Here is a 19,071-nt window from a genome sequence, read left to right on the forward strand (position 1 = left end):
TACCTCTCTAGGAATACGCCGAGGGCCGCCGCACCTCGTCCGGTGCGACGGCCCATGTTTCACGTGAAACAGACTTCGGCGGGTGAAATAGTCACCAACCGGTCAGAGCGCGGCTAGCCGGTCGACCCGCCGAAGAGGTTTCCGCCGTTGGCATTGCCTCTGGTGCTCCCTTCGCCGGTCGTCTCGGTGGCCGTCGGCGAGGACGTCGTACCGGACGTGCTGCCGGTGTCACCGCCGTCGGTGGAGCAGTTGAAGGTGAACTGGCAGGTCTCCGTCGCCGTGGGCGACGGGGAGGTGAGCGTCTCGCTGGGCGTGGCGGTCGGCGTCTCCGTGGGCGTCTCGCTCGGCGTGATGCTGACGGTCGGCGTCGGCGAGGGAGCCCCCGACTCGTCGGCGATCTCGCCCACCTTGGTGGCGTCCGGGAAGCCCGGGTCGTTCTTGCCCTTCAGCGCGGACTTCATGTACTCGGTCCACACCGAGGTCGGGATGTCACCACCGTGGATGGACTCCACGCCGGCGGTGCCGTTCATGGAGAGCAGCTCGGCGTCCTTCGGGTTCTCGCGGAACATCGCCACCGACGTGGCCAGCTGCTGGGTGTAACCGACGAACCAGGCCGACTTGTTGCTGTCGGTGGTACCGGTCTTGCCCGCCGCCGTACGGCCCAGGGCCTTGGCGTTGGTACCCGTACCGTTCTGGATCACGTTCTCCAGGGTGTCCGTGACGTTGTTCGCGATGTTCTCGGGCATCGCGCTCGTCACCTTCGGCTTGCTGAAGCCCTGCAGGTCGGTTCCGTCCTGCTTGACCTCGGTCACCGAATACGGGTCCGCGTGCTGGCCGGAGGCGGCGAAGGTCGCGTAGGCGTCGGCCATGCGGATCGCGCTCGGAGTCGACGTACCGAGGGCGAAGGACGGGTTGAGGGTCGCGAAGCTGCTGTCCAGGATGCCGGACCGGCTTGCCACGTCCCTCACGTGCGACATGCCGACGTCCCAGCCGAGCTGCACGAACGGCGTGTTGATCGACTGCTCCATCGCCTTGCGCAGGGTGATGTATCCCCAGCGATAGTTGCTCTCGTTGTTCTGGAAGAACGTCGAGCCGTCCTTGTTCAGGACAGCGGTGCCGTCCTCGTTCATGACCTTGAGATGGTCGTTGCCGTTGTACTTGCTCAGCGGCGAGACCCCGTCAGGAGAGGTCTTGTACGTCCCGTACTGCATGGCGGCGGCCAGGACGAAGGGCTTCCACGTCGAACCGACAGGGACACCGGAGGTGTCGGCGTTGTTGGTGAAGTGGTTGTTCTCGTAGCCCGCACCGCCGTACAGGGCGACGATCGCGCCGTCGTTGGGCACCACCGAGGCGGCACCGAACTGGACGTACTTGTCCTTCTCGCGGTTCTTCGGGTCCAGGCGCGCCTTCTGGACCTTCTCCACGGCCGCGGTCAGCGCGTTGACCTTGTCCTTCTGAAAGGTCGTGTAGATCTGGAAGCCGCCCTTGTCGAACTGCGTCTCCGTGATGTTGGAGTGCGCGAGGACGTACTTCTTGGCCGTGTCTGCGAGGTAGCTGATCTGACCGGTCATGCCCTTGACCGCCTTGCGGCCCTGGGGCATCGGGTACTTCTTGATGGCCGTCTGGTACTCGGCATCGGTGAGGTGCTGGTCCTTGTGCATCTCCTCGAGGATCCAGGCCCAGCGGTCGTGCGAGCGCTGGTAATTGGCCTTCGGGGAAGCCGCAGTGTCGATGTCCGGGTTGCCCGCGGGGTCGTAGTACGTCGCGCCCTTGAGCAGGGCCGCCAGGACCGCGCACTGGCTCGGCTTGAGGTCCTTCGCGTCCACACCGTAGTAGGTCTGGGCGGCGGCCTGGATGCCGTACGCGCCACGGCCGAAGTACGAGGTGTTCAGGTAGCCCTGGAGGATCAGCGGCTTGCTGACCTTGGTGCCCACCTTGATGGAGATGAACATCTCCTTGAACTTGCGGGTGAGCGTCTGGTCCTGGCTGAGGTAGGTGTTCTTGACGAACTGCTGGGTGATCGTCGAACCGCCCTGCGTCTCACCGCCCTGGGCCATGTTGACGAGAGCGCGGGCGATGCCCTTGAAGTCGACGCCCGGGTCCGAGTAGAAGCTCTTGTTCTCTGCCGAGATCACCGCGTTCTGCATGGCCTGGGGGATCTGGGCGATGCCGACGTTCTGCCGGTTGACGCCGGTGCCCGTCGCGACCATCTGCTTGCCGTCGGCCCAGTAATAGACGTTGTTCTGGGACTGGGCCGCCGTGTTCTCGCTCGGGACACCCACCATGGCGTAGCTGACGCCGACCAGTGCGACCAGGCTGCCGAAGAAGGTGATGCACAGCCCGGAGACGAGCCTCCAGGAAGGCACCCAGCGGCGCCAGCCGAATCTGTTCGCCCTGGGGTAGTCGATGAGGCGCTTCTTGCCGGGCGCCGTCGACGCCCGGCCTCTGCCACGCCCTGGCCCGGCAGGACCACCAGGACCACGGCTCCCGTTGTCGGTCGGTCTGCGGCGACTGTTTCCCGTGCTTCTCTGCGTCGCCCGGCGTGCCTCGGCACGGCTACCGTACGGACGCTCCTCACCTCCCGAGCCCGAGTCCGACCCATAGGAACTGGACCCATAGGAGTCGGAAAGAGACCCGGTGGCGCCTCGCGGTGTCGCACGGCGGCCGGAGGACGGTCCGGACTGGCCGCGTCGGGCCGCGGCACGTCCGCCTCCCTGCGGCGGCGGCGGTTTGCGACGGTGCTCGCTCATCGAACGATTACTCCTCGGGCAGGCGCACCCGTGCGCGCCTGGAACGGCGGCTGATTTCCGGTCCCCCCAAAGTACGGATGCGGTCGGTCCTGCATTCACCCGTACTGCACCGAGGACGCGGACGCCCCCCAGGCGTCACTTGGTTCCCGGTGGTGTGCATGCCGCACAGACTACGCACCACCAAAACCCGCCGAGCCCCGAAGTTCACCCCAAATCAGGCAACTTACCTCCATCGAATCGGTGATGTGATCCCGTTCACCGTCGCTCCTCTTGTCGCACGGGGAAGGTCGATCTATCGTCGGGATGTATCGAGTCGATACATCAGAGCGAGATAAGCAAACTGCGGACCAGAGGAGGCGACCATGAGCCGGCGTTCCGGCATCCTTGAGTTCGCCGTCCTCGGCCTGCTCCGCGAGTCTCCGATGCACGGCTATGAGCTGCGGAAACGGCTCAACACCTCACTGGGCGTCTTCCGTGCGTTCAGCTACGGGACGCTCTACCCCTGCCTCAAGACGCTGGTCGCCACCGGCTGGTTGATCGAGGAGCCGGGCAACACCACCGAGGACGCCCTCGCCGCACCTCTCGCCGGCCGCCGCGCCAAGATCGTCTACCGGTTGACGGCCGAAGGTAAGGAGCACTTCGAGGAGCTCCTGTCCCAGACCGGCCCCGACGCGTACGAGGACGAGCACTTCGCGGCGAGGTTCGCCTTCTTCGGGCAGACCTCGCGCGATGTGCGCATGCGCGTGCTGGAGGGCCGCCGCAGCCGGCTGGAGGAGCGCCTGGAGAAGATGCGCGCCTCGCTGTCGCGCACCCGGGAGCGCCTCGACGACTACACGCTTGAGCTCCAGCGCCACGGGATGGAGTCCGTGGAGCGCGAAGTGCGCTGGCTGAACGAGCTCATCGAGAGCGAGCGGGCCGGGCGGGACCTGAAGGGTTCCGCCTCCGGGGGGTCCGCTCAGCAGAACACCACCAATGGAGCGCCGGGCGCCCTGCCCCGGTCCGGAGAGCCTCTCCGGCCGGATGCGTCCGACGACACCGCCACGTGAGACCCGTTCAGGGCCTCACTCGTACACACAGGGAGCAACCGGAATGGGTTCGGTTCGCGTAGCCATCGTCGGCGTGGGCAACTGCGCCGCGTCGCTGGTTCAGGGCGTCGAGTACTACAAGGACGCCGACCCGGCGTCCAAGGTCCCCGGCCTGATGCACGTCCAGTTCGGCGAGTACCACGTCAAGGACGTCGAGTTCGTCGCCGCGTTCGACGTGGATGCCAAGAAGGTCGGCCTCGACCTGGCTGACGCCATCGGCGCCTCCGAGAACAACACCATCAAGATCTGCGACGTGCCCAACACCGGCGTGACCGTCCAGCGCGGCCACACCCTCGACGGTCTCGGCAAGTACTACCGCCTGACCATCGAGGAGTCCGAGGCCGAGCCGGTCGACGTCGTCCAGATCCTCAAGGACAGGCAGGTCGATGTCCTCGTCTGCTACCTGCCCGTCGGTTCCGAGGACGCGGCGAAGTTCTACGCCCAGTGCGCCATCGACGCCAAGGTCGCCTTCGTCAACGCCCTCCCGGTCTTCATCGCCGGCACCAAGGAGTGGGCGGACAAGTTCACCGAGGCCGGTGTGCCGATCGTCGGTGACGACATCAAGTCGCAGGTCGGCGCCACCATCACGCACCGCGTCATGGCGAAGCTGTTCGAGGACCGGGGCGTCGTCCTGGACCGCACGATGCAGCTGAACGTCGGCGGCAACATGGACTTCAAGAACATGCTCGAGCGTGAGCGCCTGGAGTCCAAGAAGATCTCCAAGACGCAGGCCGTCACCTCCCAGATCCCCGACCGGGACCTCGGCGAGAAGAACGTCCACATCGGCCCGTCCGACTATGTGGCCTGGCTCGACGACCGCAAGTGGGCCTACGTCCGCCTGGAGGGCCGCGCCTTCGGTGACGTCCCGCTGAACCTGGAGTACAAGCTCGAGGTCTGGGACTCCCCGAACTCCGCGGGTGTCATCATCGACGCCCTGCGCGCCGCGAAGATCGCCAAGGACCGCGGCATCGGCGGCCCGATCCTCTCCGCGTCCAGCTACTTCATGAAGTCCCCGCCGGTCCAGTACTTCGACGACGAGGCCCGCGAGAACGTGGAGAAGTTCATCCGCGGCGACGTCGAGCGCTGACCCGGCACATCACCGGGCACTGAAGCCCCAAAGATCAAGCTCGCCAAAAAATCGCTCCTGCCAGGGCTCTGAGGGTCCCCGGGTCATCCGATCCGGGGACCCTTCTCCTGCGCGCGGCCCCATATGTGAGGCTGTGCCCCATGCCCGTCGTCCGCGACCTGCGTGTCCTGCTGCGCCTGCGGAACTTCCGCCGTCTACTCGTCATACGCCTGCTCTCCCAGGGGGCCGACGGCGTCTACCAGGTCGCCCTCGCCGCCTACGTGGTCTTCTCCCCGGAGAAGCAGACCTCGCCGGCCGCGATCGCCTCGGCGATGGCCGTCCTGCTCCTCCCGTACTCCCTCGTGGGCCCCTTCGCCGGCGTCCTGCTGGACCGCTGGCGCCGCCGCCAGATCTTCCTCTACGGCAATCTGCTGCGTGCGCTGCTGGCCGCGGCCACCGCCGTCCTCATGGTCAGCCACGTGCCCGACTGGCTCTTCTACGCCTCCGCCCTGTGCGTCACGGCCGTCAACCGCTTCGTCCTTTCGGGTCTGTCCGCCGCGCTGCCAAGAGTGGTCGACACCGACCGGCTGGTGCTCGCCAACTCTCTCTCCCCGACCGCGGGCACCCTTGCCGCGACCGCCGGCGGCGGCCTCGCCTTCGCTGTACGGCTGGTGGCCTCGGATTCCGATGCCGCGGTGGTGCTGCTCGGCGCCGTCCTGTACCTGTGCTCGGCCCTCGCATCTCTGACCATGGCCCCCGACCTGCTCGGCCCCGACCGGCATCCAACACAGCCGAGCCTGAGAATGGCCGTGATCACCACCGCACGCGACCTCGTGGAGGCAATGCGGCATCTCGCCGCGCCACGGCGCCGTGAGGCAGCCTGGGCGCTGGTCAGCATGACGGCGATGCGCTTCTGCTACGGCGCGCTGCTCGTCCTGGTGCTGATGCTGTGCCGGTACGCCCTCTCCTCGGACCCGGCCAACGGACTCGGGCTACTGGGGCTGGCCCTGGGGATCTCCGGCGCGGGCTTCTTCGCCGCCGCCGTGGTGACACCGTGGGCCGTGGGGCGACTCGGCCCCGGCCGCTGGATCGTCGTGTGCGCCGTGTCTGCCGCCGTACTGGAGCCCGCCCTGGGCCTCCCGTTCACGACCGTCCCCATGCTCATCGCCGCCTTCGTCCTGGGGCTGATCACCCAGGGGGCGAAGATCGCCACGGACACCATCGTGCAGTCGTCCGTCGACGACGGCTTCCGCGGCCGGATCTTCTCCGTGTACGACGTGCTCTTCAACGTCGCTTTCGTCGGGGCCGCGGCTGTGGCCGCGCTGATGCTCCCGCCGGACGGCCGCTCAGCGACCCTCGTCATCACGGTCGCCTTGGTCTACGCAGCGGTCGCCGTGGCCATGGCCCGCTTCGAGCGCAATCGACGACCCCAGCAGAATCACGCAGGACCGTAGTGAGGTCATGGCGAGGGGCGATGTTTCACGTGAAACATCGCCCCTCGCTACGTCCCGGCGGGGCCGTGTTTCACGTGAAACATGACCCCGCTGCGCATTCTCAGCCTTGCTCGGCCCACCACTCCTTGAGCGCGGCCACCGCTGCGTCATGCTCCATCGGCCCGTTCTCCAGCCTCAGCTCCAGCATGTGCTTGTAGGCCTTGCCGACCTCCGGGCCGGGGCGGACACCCAGAATCTCCATGATCTGGTTGCCGTCGAGGTCCGGGCGGATAGCGTCGAGCTCTTCCTTCTCCTGGAGCTCGGCGATGCGCTGTTCCAGGCCGTCATAGGCGCGGGAGAGCGCGGCGGCCTTCCGCTTGTTGCGGGTGGTGCAGTCGGACCGGGTGAGCTTGTGCAGTCGGTCCAGCAGCGGGCCCGCGTCGCGGACGTAGCGGCGGACCGCCGAGTCCGTCCACTCCCCGGTGCCGTAGCCGTGGAAACGCAGGTGGAGTTCGACCAGCTGCGAGACGTCCTTCACCAGTTCGTTGGAGTACTTCAACGCCGTCATGCGCTTCTTGGTCATCTTCGCTCCGACCACCTCGTGGTGGTGGAACGAGACCCGGCCGTCCTTCTCGAAGCGGCGGGTACGCGGCTTGCCGATGTCGTGCAGCAGCGCGGCAAGACGAAGGGTGAGGTCGGGACCGTTCTCCTCAAGCGCCATGGCCTGTTCCAGGACGATCAGCGTGTGGTCGTAGACGTCCTTGTGCCGGTGGTGCTCGTCACTCTCCAGCCGAAGGGCGGGCAGCTCGGGCAGGACATGGTCGGCGAGGCCCGTATCGACGAGCAGGGTCAGCCCCTTGCGTGGGTGAGCGGAGAGGATCAGCTTGTTCAGCTCGTCCCGGACCCGCTCGGCCGAGACGATCTCCAGACGGCCGGCCATGTCCTTCATCGCCGCGACGACCTCGGGGGCAACCTCGAAGTCGAGCTGCGCGGCGAAGCGGGCAGCGCGCATCATCCGCAGCGGGTCGTCCGAGAAGGATTCCTCGGGTGTCCCCGGGGTGCGCAGCACGCGCTTGGCCAGGTCCTCTCGACCGCCGTACGGGTCGATGAACTCCTTCTCCGGCAGCGCCACCGCCATCGCGTTGACCGTGAAGTCACGGCGGACGAGGTCCTCCTCGATGGAGTCGCCGTACGACACCTCGGGCTTGCGCGAGGTGCGGTCGTAGGCCTCGGACCGGTAAGTGGTCACCTCGATCTGAAAGGGCCTGACAGCGTCTCCGACGCGGGCATCCTTCTGCGCGCCGACGGTACCGAAGGCGATCCCGACCTCCCAGACAGCGTCCGCCCAGGGCCGGACGATCTTCAGTACGTCCTCGGGGCGTGCGTCGGTCGTGAAGTCCAGGTCGTTGCCGAGCCGGCCCAGCAGCGCGTCCCGGACCGAGCCGCCGACCAGGGCAAGCGAGAACCCGGCCTCCTGGAATCGGCGGGCGAGGTCGTCGGCGACGGGCGCCACCCGCAGCAGTTCGCTCACCGCGCGCTGCTGCGCCTGGCTCAGGGCAGAGGGATTGTCTTCATTGGCGTTCGGCACAACAGAACAGACTACGTGCCCCAGACGGTCCGAAGCGCCTCCATATTCCGGCAGCACCCCATGTAAAACCTCCCCGCGGAGAGGGTGGGACATCTCACTCCATACCCCAATAAGCACAAGTGATCGCGGCTTAACAGAGTCTCCCGACGATACTGGATATAGGGGATGGTCCGATCTCATCTCCCGATCTTGTGAAGCACACCGCGGCACTTCCGTTCAGCGCACCTCGTTACCATGCGTGGACGCACATTCCGACGACCACTGACGACGACGAGGGACGGACGAGCGCGTGGCCGAGGCGGCAGACTTCCAGGGGACGCCCTCACCTGCCCGCCGCTGGCTGCGGCGCACCGGGGCACTGCTTGCGGGTGCGCCCCTGCTGGCCGGACTGATGCAGCTGCCCGCGGCGGCGCCGGCGCAGGCGGCCGGCTCGGACACCGTGTCCGTCGCCCTGGACTCGCTGAGTCCCAGCGCCCCCAGCGACGGGGACACGCTCACGGTCTCGGGCACGGTGACCAACAACGGCAAGCAGGCCGTCACGGACGCGCACGTGGACCTGCGGGTGGGCTCCCTGCTCGGCACGCGCTCCGAGATCGACACGGCCGCCCGGCACTCCGACGACCTCCAGTCGAGCCTCGGCACCGAGGTCGGCGGCAAGTACACCGAGGACTTCGACTCGCTCGGCCCGGGGGTCGCCGAGCACTTCAGCATCTCCGTGCCGGTCGACAAGCTCGACCTCGGCCAGGACGGCGTGTACCAGTTCGGCGTCTCTCTGTCCGGCGAGACGTCCACGCAGCAGTGGGACCAGGTCCTCGGCATCCAGCGGACGTTCCTGCCGTGGCAGTCCTCCGAGGCCGACACGAAGACGAAGACGACGTATCTGTGGCCGCTGATCTCCACCGTCCATGTGACGGCGAAGACGGGTGCGGGCGAGCTCCAGACGCCCGTCTTCCAGAACGACGACCTCGCCAAGGAGATCTCGCCCGGCGGCCGGCTGGCCCAGATGCTGGCGCTCGGCAAGGATCTTGACGTCACCTGGGTGATCGACCCGGATCTGCTGGCCTCCGTCGACGCCATGACCCGCAGCTACCGGATCCAGGGCGCCGGCGACACCACCACGGCCGGCACCCATCAGGCGGTGGCCAAGCAGTTCCTGGCCGACCTGCAGGACGCGGTGACGGACAAGGAGGTGGTGGCCCTCCCCTTCGCCGACCCGGACCTGGCCTCCCTCGCCCACAACGGCACCAGCGTGACCGGCTCGCTGAGCCACCTCAAGGACGCCACGGACGTCGCCGCCACCACCGTGAAGACCGTGCTCCACGTCACGCCGAACACCGACTTCGCGTGGCCGGTGAACGGCGCGATCGACCCCTCGATCATCAAGGTCGCCACCTCGGCGGGTGCCGACAAGGTGATCGCCCGCAGCGACAGCCTCCAGGAGACCGGCGGGCTGACCTACACGCCCTCGGCAGCGCGTCCGATCGGCGGCGGCACGACGGCGGTGGTCGCCGACGCGCGGCTGTCCACGGCTTTCCAGGGCGATCTGACGCAGGCCGACTCGTCCACTCTCGCCGTGCAGCAGTTCCTCGCCCAGAGCCTGGCGCTGAACACCCAGAACGACAAGCAGCGCAGTATCGTCGTCGCCCCGCAGCGGATGCCGTCGGCAAGCCAGGCCCAGGCGATGGCGACGGCGATCACCGCGCTGCAGGACAGCAACTGGTCGCAGTCCCAGGATCTCGCGGCGGCCGCCAAGGCCAAGCCCGACCCCGGCGCGACCACGAAGATCCCTTCGTCGTCCGCGTACCCTTCCTCGCTGCGCAAGCAGGAACTGCCCCGGACGGCCTTCGAGCAGATCGCCCGCACCCAGGACAAGCTCGACAACTTCCAGGTGATCCTCACCGACGAGTCCCGGGTGGTGACCCCCTTCGGGCGGGCCATAAACCGCGAGATGTCCACGTCGTGGCGAGGCAGCGGCAGTGAGGCGGACAGCTTCCGCACGAGCGTGGAGTCCTGGCTCGACGACCTCATCAGCCAGGTCAAGCTGATCGACAAGTCCGAGACCAAACTCTCGGGCCGCAGCGCCACCATCCCGGTCACCGTCCAGAACAACCTGGTGCAGGGCGTCAGCCACCTCGTCCTGCGGCTCACCTCGACCATGCCGACCCGCCTGGAGATCGGCGGCAATCCCTACTACGAGCAGCCTGTCGAGGTCTCCGGCGGCCACAGCCAGTCCGTGAAGTTCTCCACCTCGGCCAACGCCAACGGCCGGGTGGAGGTCACCGCCCAGCTCTACACCGAGGACGGCCAGAAGTACGGCACGCCCGTCAGGTTCGACGTGAAGGTCACCGAGGTCACGCCGACGGTGATGCTGGTCATCGGCGGCGGTGTGCTGCTGCTGGTGCTCGCCGGCTTCCGGATGTACACCCAGCGCAAGCGGGCGGCCGCCCGGCGGGCCGAGGAGGACGACGGCCCCGACGAGGCGGGCGAGGACACCCCGGACGCTCCCGGCGCCCCGGAAACTCCCGGAACCCCGGAGACTCCCGGTGCTTCGAAGGCCGAGAGCCCGGGGGATACCGAGGACACCGATGGGCCGGGGAACCCCGCTGCCCATGGGGATCGTCTCCAGGAGGAGTCCGTCGCCCGGTCCCGGGCAGACGACCCGGAGCAGCCGAGTGACCCGACGCCGGACACCGCATCGGAAAGCGCCGACCCGTCCGAGACGGGTGAGAGAGTGGACCGTTGAACGATGTCGTGGCCGGTGGGCCCGGGACGATGAGGTGGGGTAACCATGAACGCGCCGTACGACGGTGAAAGCGGCCAGGGCGCGGCCGGTTCGGGCTACCCCGAGCCGCCGCCGGAGCCCGGCCAGGTCCCGCCGCAGCACGCGGCCGACATGTACCTCCAGGACGCCTACGACCAGGACCCCTACCGGGCGCGGGACCTCTCCGCCCAGGACCCGGTCGCCGAGGCGCTCTACGACCGTGCAGCTCACCCCCCGCCGGCTCCGGGCACCTACCCGCAGCAGCCGCTGTACGGGCAGCCCGCCCAGTCGCCGTATGCTCCCGACCCGCACGTGTGGGCCCAGACCCCGGCGCCGGAGCCGGACGGCCCGAGCCAGTACCTGCCGTACGGCGACAACCCGCGCACGACCCAGTTCGTGGGCGTGGACGACCTGGTCTCGCACTCCGGTGAGGAGCGCCACGAGCCCGACGCCTTCGCACATCTCTTCCGCGATCAGCAGCAGAGCGGCTACCGGGATCCGCAGCAGGGCGGCGGTCAGCTGCCGTCGGGGCCCCCGTCGGTGCCCGGTCCGGCAGCCTCCCCGGGAGGCCCGGCGCGGGTGCCGCAGTACCAGGCACCGGCGGCACCGATGGCACCGATGGCACCGGCTCCTCCGACTGCCGCGGCCGACCAGACGCTGAACCTCGGTGCCGTGCCCGCCGCAGCCGCGGCGCCCGCTTCCGCGAAAAAGGGCGGGAAGGCCGCGGGCCTGCTCAAGTCGAGCGCCGTGATGGCGGCGGGCACGATGGTCTCCCGCCTCACCGGCTTCGTCCGCTCCGCGCTGATCGTCTCAGCGCTCGGAGTGGGCCTGCTCGGCGACACCTTCCAGGTCGCCTACCAGCTGCCGACGATGATCTACATCCTGACCGTCGGCGGCGGCCTCAACTCGGTCTTCGTGCCGCAGCTGGTGCGCGCCATGAAGGACGACGACGACGGCGGCGAGGCGTTCGCGAACCGTCTGCTGACCCTGGTGATGGTGGCGCTGGGCCTGCTCACCGCGGCCACCATCGCAGCCGCGCCCTTCCTCATCCGCCTGCTGTCCGACTCGGTCGCCAGCGACCCGGCGGCCAACGAGGTCGGCATCACCTTCGTCCGCTACTTCCTGCCCTCGATCTTCTTCATGGGCATCCACGTGGTGATGGGCCAGATCCTCAACGCGCGGGGCAAGTTCGGCGCGATGATGTGGACCCCGGTCCTCAACAACATCGTCATCATCGTCACCCTCGGCCTGTTCATCTGGGTGTACGGCACGGCCGCGCACTCCGGCATGAAGGTCACCAACATCCCGCCGGAGGGCCAGCGGCTGCTCGGTCTCGGCGTGCTGCTCGGCCTCGTGGTCCAGTCCCTGGCGATGATCCCCTACCTGCGCGAGACCGGGTTCCGGCTGCGACTGCGCTTCGACTGGAAGGGTCACGGCCTCGGCAAGGCCGCCACGCTCGCCAAGTGGACCGTACTGTTCGTCCTCGCCAACCAGGCGGGCGCGCTCGTGGTCTCCCAGCTGTCGACCTCGGCGATCAAGAGGTCCCACATCGACGGCACCGGATTCGCGGCATACGCCAACGCCCAGCTGATCTGGGGCCTGCCGCAGGCCATCATCACGGTCTCCCTGATGGCCGCCCTGCTGCCGCGGATCTCCCGCTCGGCCGCCGAGAACGACACGGGTGCCGTCCGCGACGACATCTCCCAGGGACTCCGGACGACCGCCGTCGCGATCGTCCCCATCTCCTTCGGGTTCCTGGCCCTCGGCATCCCGATGTGCACCCTGATCTTCGGCTCCTCGGGCACCGGCTCGGCCACCAACATGGGGTACATGCTGATGGCCTTCGCCCTCGGCCTGATCCCCTACTCGGTGCAGTACGTCGTCCTGCGCGCCTTCTACGCGTACGAGGACACCCGCACGCCGTTCTACAACACGGTCATCGTCGCCGCGGTCAACGCGGGTGCCTCGCTGGCCTGTTACATGCTGCTCCCGGCCCGCTGGGCGGTGGCCGGCATGGCCGCCTCCTACGGCCTCGCCTACGCGATCGGTGTGGGTGTCGCCTGGCGGCGGCTGCGCTTGCGGCTCGGCGGCGACCTGGACGGCTCCCGGGTCACCCGTACCTATGCCAGGCTCTGCATCGCCTCCGTACCGGCGGCGCTGCTCAGTGGTGCGGCCTGCTACGGCATCGGCCACACTCTGGGGCAGGGTGTGATCGGTTCCTTCACCGCACTGCTGGTCGGCGGAGCGGTCCTGCTCGGCGTCTTCTACGTCGCCGCGCGTCGCATGCGCATCGAGGAGCTCAACTCCCTCGTGGGTATGGTGCGCGGGCGCCTGGGTCGTTGAGGCGGGGGTAAGCGCACAACCATCGTTCGCCGCCGCGTGTCGTGCATAGCGGAGGACTGTGGGCACAATTGGTTTCGGCGTCGGACAACGTGCAACGGATGGGGAGGCAGGGAACGACGGTGGCGGAACGGAGCACGGCTGCCGTCGACGTGGCAGACAACAGCGGTGACAAGCCGCTGACCGCCAAGGCGGAGCAGTCCACGGCCGACGGGGTGGCCCAGAACCCGGAGCGGGACACGGACAGCGACAAGGCACAGGGAAGCGGCACAGCCGCGGGTGCTGAGAAGAAGACCGCACCCCCGGAACTGCACAGCGGACACAAACTGGCCAGACGCTACCGCCTTGAGGAGTGCGTCACCCGTCTGGACGGATTCAGCAGTTGGCGTGCGGTGGACGAGAAACTCCGGCGTGCCGTCGGCGTCCACGTCCTGCCCGCCGACCATGCGCGTACCCGGGCGGTGCTGGCCGCGGCCCGCTCCGCCGCGCTGCTCGGCGATCCCCGGTTCGTACAGGTGCTGGACGCCGTCGAGGAGAACGACCTCGCGTACGTCGTGCACGAGTGGCTCCCGGACGCCACCGAACTGACCGCGCTGCTCGCGACCGTCCCACTGGAGCCGCACGAGGCCTACCAGATGGTCAGTCAGATCGCCTCCGCCATGGCGGCCGCGCATCGCGAGGGGCTGGCCCATCTCCGCCTCAACCCGAACGCCGTGCTGCGCACCTCCAGCGGGCAGTGGCGCATCCGCGGCCTCGCGGTGAACGCGGCGCTGCGCGGCATCAGTTCCGACACCCCGCAGCGTGCGGACACCGAGGCGATCGGCGCCCTGCTGTACGCGGCGCTGACCCAGCGCTGGCCGTACGAGAGCGACGCCTACGGTCTGGCCGGTCTACCCAAGGATGTCGGCCTGATCGCTCCCGACCAGGTACGTGCCGGGGTCCACCGCGGCCTGTCCGAGCTCGCCATGCGGGCGCTGGTCAACGACGGCGCAACCGCCTCCCGCCACGAGTCCGCGTGCACCACGCCGGAGGAGCTGGTGAAGGCGATCGGCGAGATGCCCCGCATCCGTCCGCCGGAGCCGGCGTTCACGGCACCGCCCGAGTACCAGCGCACCACCTACCAGCAGGGCACCTACGGCCGTCCCACGCCGCCCGGCGTGACACAGCCGCTCCAGGCGCCGCCGCCCCCGCTCCAGAGCCGTACCGGCAAGGCGCTGAAGTGGGCCGTCTCGGCCCTCCTCATCGCCGCCCTGGGCCTGGGCAGCTGGCAGCTCGCGGACGCCCTGATGAACCAGGGCGACAAGTCCGGCGACACCAACAACACCCAGCCGACGGACGACGGAGACAAGAACAGCGCCAGCCCCGCGCCGGCCGCCGCAATAAAGATCCAGGACGCCCAGGAATACGTCGCCGAGGGCGAGGCCCAGCATCCGAACGACGTCAGCAAGACGTACGACGGCAGCACCTCGACGTACTGGAGGACCAACACCTTCGTGAGCGGCCCGAAGCTGGCGCCGTACAAGCCGGGCGTGGGAATCGTCTACGACCTCGGCTCCGCGAAGGAACTCGCCACGGGGACCATCTCCCTTCGCTACTCTGGCGATCACACAACGGTCGCGCTGTACGCCGCCGACTCGCTGAACCCGGGGTCGATCAGCACCCTGACGCAGATCGGCAGCGTCACCACCACCGGGAACACCGCCACGGTGAAGGTCAGCAAGAAAGTGAAGAGCCAGTACGTGCTCGTGTGGATCACCGCCGTACCGAAGTCGGGTGCGGACCCCGCCGCGTACGCTCAAGCCGGCTACAAGCAGGCCATCACCGAAGTGAAGTTCACAGGCTGACGTCTCACCGGCGGCACCGAAGGCGGAGGGGGCAGATGGCGGAGGGCGCCGGATACGGCGGGGTGAGCGACCAGGATCTGCTCGCCCGCCATGTGGAGGGCGACCCCGATGCCTTCGGTGAGATCGTGCGGCGGCACCGGGACCGGCTCTGGGCGGTCGCCCTGCGGACCCTGGGGGACCGCGAGGAAGCCGCTGACGCCGTCCAGGACGCTCTGGTCTCCGCCTACCGGGCCGCCCACACCTTCCGGGGCCAGTCGGCCGTCACAACGTGGCTGCACCGGATCACGGTGAACGCCTGCCTCGACCGTGCCCGTAAGGCGGCCTCCCGCAAGACCGCCCCGGTCGATGACACCGAGCGGCTGGAGCAACTGCTGGAGCCGCATGAATCGGCCTCCGCTCCGGCCGAGCGGAACGACCTGCACCGCCAGCTCCTGGAGGCTCTCGGCACCCTGCCCCACGACCAGCGGGCGGCCCTCGTCCTGGTCGACATGCAGGGCTACCCGGTCGCCGAGGCGGCCCGGATCCTCGATGTGCCCACAGGGACGGTGAAGAGCCGCTGCGCTCGTGGCAGAGCCAGACTCCTTCCGCTGCTCACCCATCTACGGCCGGAAAGCACCGGTGACGAAAATGACCCGGACCCGGCACGGAACCGGGCGGAGGGGACATCCGTCCCACCCGCAGCGGGGCCTCAGAACAGGGGCCCACAGGACACCGGGCCGAGTGATTCAGCCGCAGTGAAGGGCGGAGGTGGGCGAGCGTGACTTCGACGACAGACACGACCGGGCACCCGGACGTCGCGGAGATCTCCGACCTCACCGAGGGCCTGCTGCCTCCCACCCGGACCGCGGAAGTACGACGGCACCTGGACGAGTGCGAGCTCTGTGCCGACGTCCACACCTCGCTGGCGGAGATCCGGGGCCTGCTGGGCACACTGCCGGGCCCGCCGCACATGCCTGCCGACGTCGCCGACCGGATCGACGCCGCACTCGCGGCTGAGGCTCTGCTGAACGCCACAGCACCTGAGACGCATGTTTCACGTGAAACATCGCTCCGCGAAATGTCGTCGCCGGGGGACCGCCCTGCCGGGAGGTCGAATGCCTCCGCGGGTCCCGGTCGAAAGGACCGCGGACGTGATCGCGGTCGACGCCGCCGGACGGTCGCCCTCGGCGCTGTCTTCACGGCAGCCGTCCTGGGCGCCGGTTCCTTCTTCCTCCAGTCACTCGGCGGCAATGGGCCGACGACAGCTCAGGGCAAGCCCACGAGCTCCGCCGTGACCTTCTCCCAGAGCACCCTCCGGAGTCAGGTGAAGGACCTCCTCGGCACGAAGACGGGCACACAGCGGGGCTCCCAGAAGCCCTTCAGTGTCGAGTCCCAGACCACCGGCCAGCCGGACTCGACACAGAGCCCGAAAATCCTGCTCCAGCCCTCGACACGGGTACCCGACTGCGTCCGCCAGGGCATCAGTCAGACCGGCGCCACCCTCGGTGTCAAGAAGGGGACGTACGAAGGGAAGGATGCCTACCTCGTCGTGCTTCCCGACGCCTCCGACGCTTCCCGGGTGACGGCGTACGTCGTCGACGCGTCCTGTGACGGCAAGACGCCCGCCTCTGCCGGCGAGGTACTCCTGACGGAGTCCCTGGCCCATCCCTGAGCGTTCTCCCGGTACCGCCTCAGGGGGGAACGCATCGTCTCGCCCCAGCGTGGAAATCCGTACGGTGTGGGATCCCCGTGTGCCCGGACACACCGGGAATGCGCGCCCCTTAGGATCCGTTGGGTGGGGTGAGAGCTCCTGACAGGGGCTCCCACCGGTCGAATGACGTAGACCAGAGACGAGGAATCAACCCGTGAGCGACGTCCGAAACGTGATCATCATCGGCTCCGGGCCCGCCGGCTACACGGCGGCGCTCTACACCGCGCGCGCGTCGCTGAAGCCTCTGGTGTTCGAGGGGGCCGTCACCGCGGGCGGCGCCCTGATGAACACCACCGAGGTGGAGAACTTCCCGGGCTTCCGCGACGGCATCATGGGCCCCGACCTCATGGACAACATGCGCGCCCAGGCCGAGCGCTTCGGTGCCGAGCTGGTTCCGGACGACGTCGTCTCCGTCGACCTGACCGGTGAGATCAAGACCGTCACCGACACCGCCGGCACGGTCCACAAGGCCAAGGCCGTCATCGTCACCACCGGTTCGCAGCACCGCAAGCTCGGTCTCCCGAACGAGGACGCCCTCTCCGGACGCGGCGTCTCCTGGTGTGCCACCTGTGACGGGTTCTTCTTCAAGGACCAGGACATCGCCGTGATCGGCGGCGGCGACACCGCGATGGAGGAGGCGACCTTCCTCTCCCGGTTCGCCAAGTCCGTGACGATCGTCCACCGCCGGGACACCCTGCGCGCCTCCAAGGCGATGCAGGAGCGGGCCTTCGCCGACCCGAAGATCAAATTCGCCTGGGACAGCGAGATCGCCGAGGTCCAGGGTGAGCAGAAGCTGGCCGGTCTGAAGCTGCGCAACGTCAAGACCGGCGAGCTCTCCGACCTGCCGGTGACCGGGCTGTTCATCGCGATCGGTCACGACCCGCGCACCGAGCTCTTCAAGGGCCAGCTGGATCTCGACGAGGAGGGCTACCTCAAGGTGGCCTCCCCCTCGACGCACACCAACGTGACCGGTGTCTTCGCCGCCGGTGACGTGGTCGACCACACCTACCGCCAGGCGATCACCGCAGCCGGCACCGGCTGCTCCGCCGCTCTCGACGCCGAGCGTTTCCTCTCCGCCCTCGCGGACGAGGAGAAGGCCGAGCCCGAGACGACCTCTGTCTGACCTTCCCCCTTCCGCCCCACCGCACGATCAAGTAAAGGAGCCCGCCGTGGCCGGCACTCTGAAGCATGTGACCGACGCCGACTTCGAAGAGGTCGTCCTCAAGAGCGACAAGCCCGTCCTGGTGGACTTCTGGGCCGAGTGGTGCGGCCCGTGCCGCCAGATCGCCCCGTCGCTTGAGGCGATCGCCGCCGAGCACGGCGAGAAGATCGAGATCGTCAAGCTGAACATCGACGAGAACCCGAACACGGCGGCCAAGTACGGCGTCATGTCGATCCCGACCCTGAACGTCTACCAGGGTGGCGAGGTCGCCAAGACCATCGTCGGCGCCAAGCCCAAGGCCGCGCTTGTCCGCGACCTCGAGGACTTCATCGCCGAGTGATGTTTCACGTGAAACACGAATGGGCCAACCCCTCGGGGTTGGCCCATTCGCTTTGAGGCACTCACAGCGGCCGCAGCGCTGGTTCCTTCTGTACGGCCCCCAGAAGCCGGTCGAGCGCCAGCTCCACGTCTTCCTTCCAGGAGAGCGTCGTCCGCAGCTCCAGCCGCAGCCTGGGGTTCAAGGGGTGCTGCCGGACCGTCTTGAAACCCACGGCCAACAGATGCTCGGCAGGCAGCAGACAAGCAGGTTCCTTGTAGCGGGCATCGCCGAACGCCTCGATGGCCTTGAAGCCCCGCCGCAGCAGATCCTTGGCAACCGTCTGGACCATCACGCGTCCGAGTCCCTGCCCCTGATAGCCGGGCATGATGAAGCCGGTCATGAGCTGTACGGCGTCCGATGAGACCGGGCTCGTGGGGAACGCCGTGGAGCGCGGAACGTAAGCCGGCGGAGCGTAGAACACAAAGCCCACCGGTACGTCGTCGACATAGACCACCCGGCCGCACGATCCCCAGTCGAGCAGGACGGCGGAGATCCAGGATTCCTTCTCCAGCGCGGATGTACCCGCTCTCACCGCTGCTTCGCCGCTGACGGGATCCAGTTCCCAGAAGACACACGAGCGACAGCGCTGGGGAAGGTCCTGAAGGTTGTCCAGCGTGAGCGGTACGAGCCGACGCCCCATGAAGGCTGTTCCTCGCTTCCTTCGCCCGCAGCATCGCGAGCGGCTGTCAGAGCGCTGCGTTCCCTGAGCAGACTGCCGAAGAATCCGACGGTCGCGCCCAGTCCCAGACCTGCACTCACCAGTCCGGTGCGGCTCATCGATCGCATGGCTCCCGCCTCTCTCTCAGAGGTGCTGCCAGCTGTCAGGTGGATGCGCCATACCCGTTCGCATCGTATCCACACAGCGATTCCATCGATACCGCCTGAAAGCAAAGAGCGGACCGTGTTCCGATACACACCGGACACGATCCGCTCTCTGAGCGACAAGGCACCGACCGGACGGGAAACGCCCGGT

13 protein-coding genes are annotated in these 19,071 nt (G+C 68.1%); 10 read left to right on the forward strand and 3 right to left on the reverse strand.

The window, feature by feature from the left end; translation table 11 throughout:
* Positions 1 to 113 precede the first annotated feature (113 nt).
* Positions 114 to 2,366, reverse strand: coding sequence for a transglycosylase domain-containing protein (locus ACFWPS_RS11105; protein WP_383703418.1), 2,253 nt, complete (start codon positions 2,364 to 2,366; stop codon positions 114 to 116).
* A 746-nt stretch (positions 2,367 to 3,112) separates the two neighbouring features.
* Between ACFWPS_RS11105 and ACFWPS_RS11110 the strand changes: the two genes are divergently transcribed.
* From ACFWPS_RS11110 to ACFWPS_RS11120, 3 genes are all read left to right on the forward strand, one after another.
* On the forward strand, positions 3,113 to 3,796 hold the full coding sequence (locus ACFWPS_RS11110) for a PadR family transcriptional regulator (RefSeq protein ID WP_383703420.1): 684 nt from the start codon (positions 3,113 to 3,115) through the stop codon (positions 3,794 to 3,796).
* 43 nt (positions 3,797 to 3,839) lie between these two features.
* Positions 3,840 to 4,922: an inositol-3-phosphate synthase gene (locus tag ACFWPS_RS11115; protein ID WP_383703422.1), complete on the forward strand. Its 1,083-nt coding sequence runs from the start codon at positions 3,840 to 3,842 to the stop codon at positions 4,920 to 4,922.
* Positions 4,923 to 5,062: 140 nt separating this feature from the next.
* A complete protein-coding gene (locus ACFWPS_RS11120) occupies positions 5,063 to 6,355 on the forward strand; it encodes an MFS transporter (RefSeq protein ID WP_383703425.1) in 1,293 nt (430 codons plus the stop codon).
* Between the two features lie 100 nt (positions 6,356 to 6,455).
* On the opposite strand, the gene ACFWPS_RS11125 is transcribed toward ACFWPS_RS11120, so the two are convergent.
* Positions 6,456 to 7,922, reverse strand: a complete 1,467-nt coding sequence (locus ACFWPS_RS11125) for a CCA tRNA nucleotidyltransferase (RefSeq protein ID WP_383703427.1) — start codon at positions 7,920 to 7,922, stop codon at positions 6,456 to 6,458.
* Between the two features lie 289 nt (positions 7,923 to 8,211).
* On the opposite strand from ACFWPS_RS11125, the gene ACFWPS_RS11130 reads away from it, so the two are divergent.
* From ACFWPS_RS11130 to trxA, 7 genes are all read left to right on the forward strand, one after another.
* On the forward strand, positions 8,212 to 10,665 hold the full coding sequence (locus ACFWPS_RS11130) for a DUF6049 family protein (protein WP_383703429.1): 2,454 nt from the start codon (positions 8,212 to 8,214) through the stop codon (positions 10,663 to 10,665).
* A gap of 45 nt (positions 10,666 to 10,710) precedes the next feature.
* Positions 10,711 to 13,026 carry a murein biosynthesis integral membrane protein MurJ gene (gene murJ, locus ACFWPS_RS11135; protein ID WP_383703431.1) on the forward strand — a complete coding sequence of 772 codons (2,316 nt, stop codon included), beginning with the start codon at positions 10,711 to 10,713 and terminating at the stop codon, positions 13,024 to 13,026.
* Positions 13,027 to 13,145: 119 nt separating this feature from the next.
* On the forward strand, positions 13,146 to 14,867 hold the full coding sequence (locus tag ACFWPS_RS11140) for a protein kinase family protein (protein ID WP_383703433.1): 1,722 nt from the start codon (positions 13,146 to 13,148) through the stop codon (positions 14,865 to 14,867).
* 35 nt (positions 14,868 to 14,902) lie between these two features.
* On the forward strand, positions 14,903 to 15,628 hold the full coding sequence (gene sigM, locus ACFWPS_RS11145; protein ID WP_383703435.1) for an RNA polymerase sigma factor SigM: 726 nt from the start codon (positions 14,903 to 14,905) through the stop codon (positions 15,626 to 15,628).
* Positions 15,625 to 16,518 carry an anti-sigma factor family protein gene (locus ACFWPS_RS11150; protein WP_383703437.1) on the forward strand — a complete coding sequence of 298 codons (894 nt, stop codon included), beginning with the start codon at positions 15,625 to 15,627 and terminating at the stop codon, positions 16,516 to 16,518. Before sigM ends, ACFWPS_RS11150 begins: the two co-directional genes overlap by 4 nt.
* 193 nt (positions 16,519 to 16,711) lie before the next feature.
* A complete protein-coding gene (gene trxB, locus ACFWPS_RS11155) occupies positions 16,712 to 17,680 on the forward strand; it encodes a thioredoxin-disulfide reductase (protein WP_361285254.1) in 969 nt (322 codons plus the stop codon).
* 46 nt (positions 17,681 to 17,726) lie between these two features.
* Positions 17,727 to 18,059, forward strand: coding sequence for a thioredoxin (trxA, locus tag ACFWPS_RS11160; RefSeq protein WP_089100462.1), 333 nt, complete (start codon positions 17,727 to 17,729; stop codon positions 18,057 to 18,059).
* Positions 18,060 to 18,120: 61 nt separating this feature from the next.
* Here the strand turns inward: trxA and ACFWPS_RS11165 are convergent, their stop codons facing one another.
* A complete protein-coding gene (locus tag ACFWPS_RS11165; RefSeq protein ID WP_383703439.1) occupies positions 18,121 to 18,738 on the reverse strand; it encodes a GNAT family N-acetyltransferase in 618 nt (205 codons plus the stop codon).
* Positions 18,739 to 19,071 lie beyond the last annotated feature (333 nt).

Source organism: Streptomyces sp. NPDC058457 (assembly GCF_042720695.1).
Classification (GTDB): domain Bacteria; phylum Actinomycetota; class Actinomycetes; order Streptomycetales; family Streptomycetaceae; genus Streptomyces.